Annotated in this window: 5 protein-coding genes; 3 read left to right on the top strand and 2 right to left on the bottom strand. The window is 66.7% G+C overall.

All coding sequences use genetic code 11. From position 1 onward, the window contains the following. A partial coding sequence (locus VF643_RS03770; RefSeq protein WP_331042038.1) for an erythromycin esterase family protein occupies window positions 1-582 on the bottom strand: 582 nt, incomplete at its 3' end. Window positions 583-1,042: 460 nt separating this feature from the next. On the opposite strand from VF643_RS03770, the gene VF643_RS03775 reads away from it, so the two are divergent. Then, window positions 1,043-1,363 (top strand): hypothetical protein, encoded by a 321-nt coding sequence (locus tag VF643_RS03775; RefSeq protein ID WP_331042039.1) that lies wholly within the window; start codon window positions 1,043-1,045, stop codon window positions 1,361-1,363. Between the two features lie 58 nt (window positions 1,364-1,421). Here the strand turns inward: VF643_RS03775 and VF643_RS03780 are convergent, their stop codons facing one another. After that, complete coding sequence (locus VF643_RS03780; protein ID WP_331042040.1) at window positions 1,422-1,553, bottom strand: hypothetical protein; 132 nt, start codon at window positions 1,551-1,553, stop codon at window positions 1,422-1,424. A 7-nt stretch (window positions 1,554-1,560) separates the two neighbouring features. On the opposite strand from VF643_RS03780, the gene VF643_RS03785 reads away from it, so the two are divergent. Together VF643_RS03785 and VF643_RS03790 are read left to right on the top strand one after the other, a co-directional pair. Beyond that, window positions 1,561-1,821, top strand: coding sequence for a hypothetical protein (locus tag VF643_RS03785; protein ID WP_331042041.1), 261 nt, complete (start codon window positions 1,561-1,563; stop codon window positions 1,819-1,821). Between the two features lie 50 nt (window positions 1,822-1,871). Beyond that, on the top strand, window positions 1,872-3,206 hold a 1,335-nt coding region (locus tag VF643_RS03790), incomplete at its 3' end, for an NAD(P)/FAD-dependent oxidoreductase (RefSeq protein ID WP_331042042.1).

Genomic DNA, 3,206 nt, shown 5'->3' on the forward strand with positions numbered 1-3,206 from the left:
GGCCTCGTCCCGACAAGTATCCGACCGGGTGGCCACTGCCCCGCCATAGGCTTCGGGGGTCCGCGCGTAGGGCTTAAAACAGGCATAGAGCTGCCGCACTCTCGCCGCCGCTGCAGGGTCGCGGCCTTCGAGATACGCGACGACCTGATCGGCGGCTTCGTACAGATCGTACACATCCATGCCATAGATGCCGACCCGTTGGGCGGGCGGGAGCGCGAGATTGCGGGTGCGGAGCCACTCGACGAAGTCGCGGAATTCCACGTTGCGCCACATCCAGCGCGGAAAGCGGGCGGTGTAACCGGATAGCGCCTCGGTAGCGCTCAGGTCGCTGCCCAGTCCGCGCACATAAAGGTTCACGCGGAACGTGGGGCTCCAGTCACCCTCGATGATCACCGCATTCACCCCATGCTCGGCGATCAGCCGCTCGGTCAGGCGTCCGCGTTCGCGATAATAGTCGCTGGTGCCATGCGAAGACTCGCCCAGGAGAATTCTGCGCGCGGTCGCAGCAGCGGCAAGGATATCGGCATAATCGTCCGTACCGCCACTTATCGGCTTGGCGGCGGCGGCGATGAGCGGGACCACACCCGTCGGGGCTGAGGGCGAGGGCTGCGCATCCGTGGAGGCGGGAGCCGGTACGGATGCGTTGCCGTCATTGCTACCGCACGCCGACAGGCATGCGAGCGCCGCACCCGCGATTGCGGCAATGGGAGATAATCTGAACGTCGACATAGCGTCCTCGGCGATCGTGCCGCTGTGGCCGATCCGCGCTTTCAGATTGGTGTGGCCAGAAGGCCTTCAAGATGTTGAAATATAGTAATTTCGATCACCTATGTTGCACGTGCAGCCTCGATGGCGGCCTGCGCGTCCGCGGTCCTGGACGACTGCACGATCTCGAGTCGTCGGCGTCCGGCGGCAACGGAGCGGGATGGCATTTGGTCCGTTCGGACGATCATAGAGCTAGAGTCAGGCAGGCACTCGCATGAGGACGTCGATTATCACGGTGAGGCTTGTTGCGACGGTCCTAACCGCCGTCATCGTTACGGTGACGCAATCCGCGATCGAGCAACGGGGGATATTTGGAGCCCTATCGACCTTCATCGATGATCTTGGCGATCCGTGGCGACGGCAGTTCTATATCGATCTTGAGATCCACCTTCTGCTCGTCGCCTGCTGGATGATCTACCGGGAACCGTCGAAGATGATCGGCTTGGCCTGTGGGCTGGCCACGATCGTCCTCGGCGCGCTTGTGACGGCACCCTATCTCCTCATCACGACGTTCCGCACGAAGGGCGATCTCGTCGCACTGCTGATCGGGTCGCACCGCGTGGACCGCGCCGGCGCAGCACCTCCACAATCGCATTAACCTGCATTGAGACTCCTGTTCTTACAGCAACTTAGCGGTCCGCTCGGGGTTATGCCGGTCATGCCTCGATCGCCGCTGCGGCCTCCGCCAGCGCGTGGGGTGGCGCCTGCGCGACGCGGGTGCCGGGCACCATGCGGACCGTGGTCGCTGCGCAAGCAACGGAGAAGTCGATGCCGGACAAACAACCCATGCAGGCGATGAGCACCTCGCACGACGGCGCCCATGACGGCGTCGCCGATCGCCCCGACAAGGACGGCGGTGTCGACGCTGGCGGCAAGGGTGAAAGCGACGGCGGCGCCTATCCCAACCCGCACACCGGCAAGAAGGCGCCGGGTGGTTTCGGCAAGTTCCTAGGCCATGGTGGTCAGACCGAGCAGGGCTATTATGGTGGGGGACAGGCAGGCGCCGATGTCGACGCCGACAACCCAAACGTCAACGCGACCTCGCGTGAACCTTGACCGCGCCGCTTCCCCGAACGGTGGAGCGGGCAATCCCGCCGGAACCGCACGTGGTGATCGTCGGCGCCGGGTTCGCCGGGCTGGCGCTCGCACAAGGGCTCGGCGGCACGGCGGCGCGGGTGACAGTCGTCGATCGCAACAACTATCATCTGTTCGTGCCGCTGCTGTATCAGGTGGCGACCGCCGCGCTGTCGCCCGCCGATGTCGCCGCACCGATCCGCAGCGTCCTGGCTCGTTACCGCAACATTGAGGTGATCCTCGGCGCGGTCACGCGGGTCGACACCTCGGCGCGCACGATCCAGCTGCACTCGGGCGAGCGCCTCGGCTATGATGTGCTCGCTCTCGCGACGGGCTCCACCGCCAATTACTTCGGCCATGCCGATTGGTCGCGCGCCGCGCCGTCGCTTAAATCGATCGCCGACGCGCGCGCGATCCGTACGCGCGTGCTCTCCGCGTTCGAACGCGCCGAACGCGCGGCGCCGGGCGCACGCGATGCGCTGTTGACGTTCATCGTCGTCGGTGGCGGGCCGACCGGGGTGGAGCTGGCAGGGTCGGTCGCTGAATTGGCGCGACACACGCTCGCACGCGACTTCCGCCACGTCCGCCCGGGCAGCGCGCGCGTGGTGCTCGTCGAAGCTGGGCCGCGGATCCTGGCTGCCTTTCCCGACGAGTTGGCCGACTATGCCGTCCGCGCGCTCGGGCGGCTGCGTGTGGAGGTGATCACCGGGGTGCCGGTCGCCCACATCGATTCCACCGGAGTCTGGATCGACGGAAATCTGCTGCGGGCGGCTACGGTGTTGTGGGGCGCAGGCGTGTCGCCAACCCCGGCCGCCGCCATGCTCGGCGTCGGGCCCGCGCGCGGCGGTGGCGTGCCGGTCCGCCCCGATCTCTCGGTCGCCGATGTGCCGGGCGTCTTCGCGCTCGGCGACATCGCGCACTTCCCCGACGCCTCCGGCAAGCCGCTCCCGGGCCTGGCTCAGGTCGCGCAACAGCAAGGCGAGCATCTCGCGCGCGCACTGCGTAAGGCAATGCGCCACGGCACGCCGCTGCCGCCATTCCAGTTCAAGAACCGTGGCAACGCCGCGATCATCGGCCGCCACGCCGCCGTCTTCGATTTCGGGCCGGGCCGACCGCGGTTGCGTGGCTTGCCGGCCTGGCTGTTGTGGGCGCTCGTCCATGTGTTGCTGCTCGTCGACTTCGACCAGCGCGCCCGCGTCAGCCTGCAATGGCTGAGCCGCTATCTCACCTACCGGCGCGGCGCCCGCATCATTTCCGACCCCGAACCCGCCACCACGCAAGGAGCGAAGATGACCGAAAGCCCGAACGAACAGGATCCCGCACCACTCGAACCGGCCGAGCGATCGACCACTGGCAACCCGCCCTTC

The organism is Sphingomonas sp. (assembly GCF_036387595.1).
In the GTDB taxonomy this organism is placed as follows: domain Bacteria; phylum Pseudomonadota; class Alphaproteobacteria; order Sphingomonadales; family Sphingomonadaceae; genus Sphingomonas.

Bases quoted from the DNA above. Each gene is read 5' to 3' on its own strand.
- VF643_RS03785 (WP_331042041.1), top strand. From the start codon at position 1,561: ATGAGCACCTCGCACGACGGCGCCCATGACGGCGTCGCCGATCGCCCC.
- VF643_RS03780 (WP_331042040.1), bottom strand. From the start codon at position 1,553: ATGGGTTGTTTGTCCGGCATCGACTTCTCCGTTGCTTGCGCAGCGACC.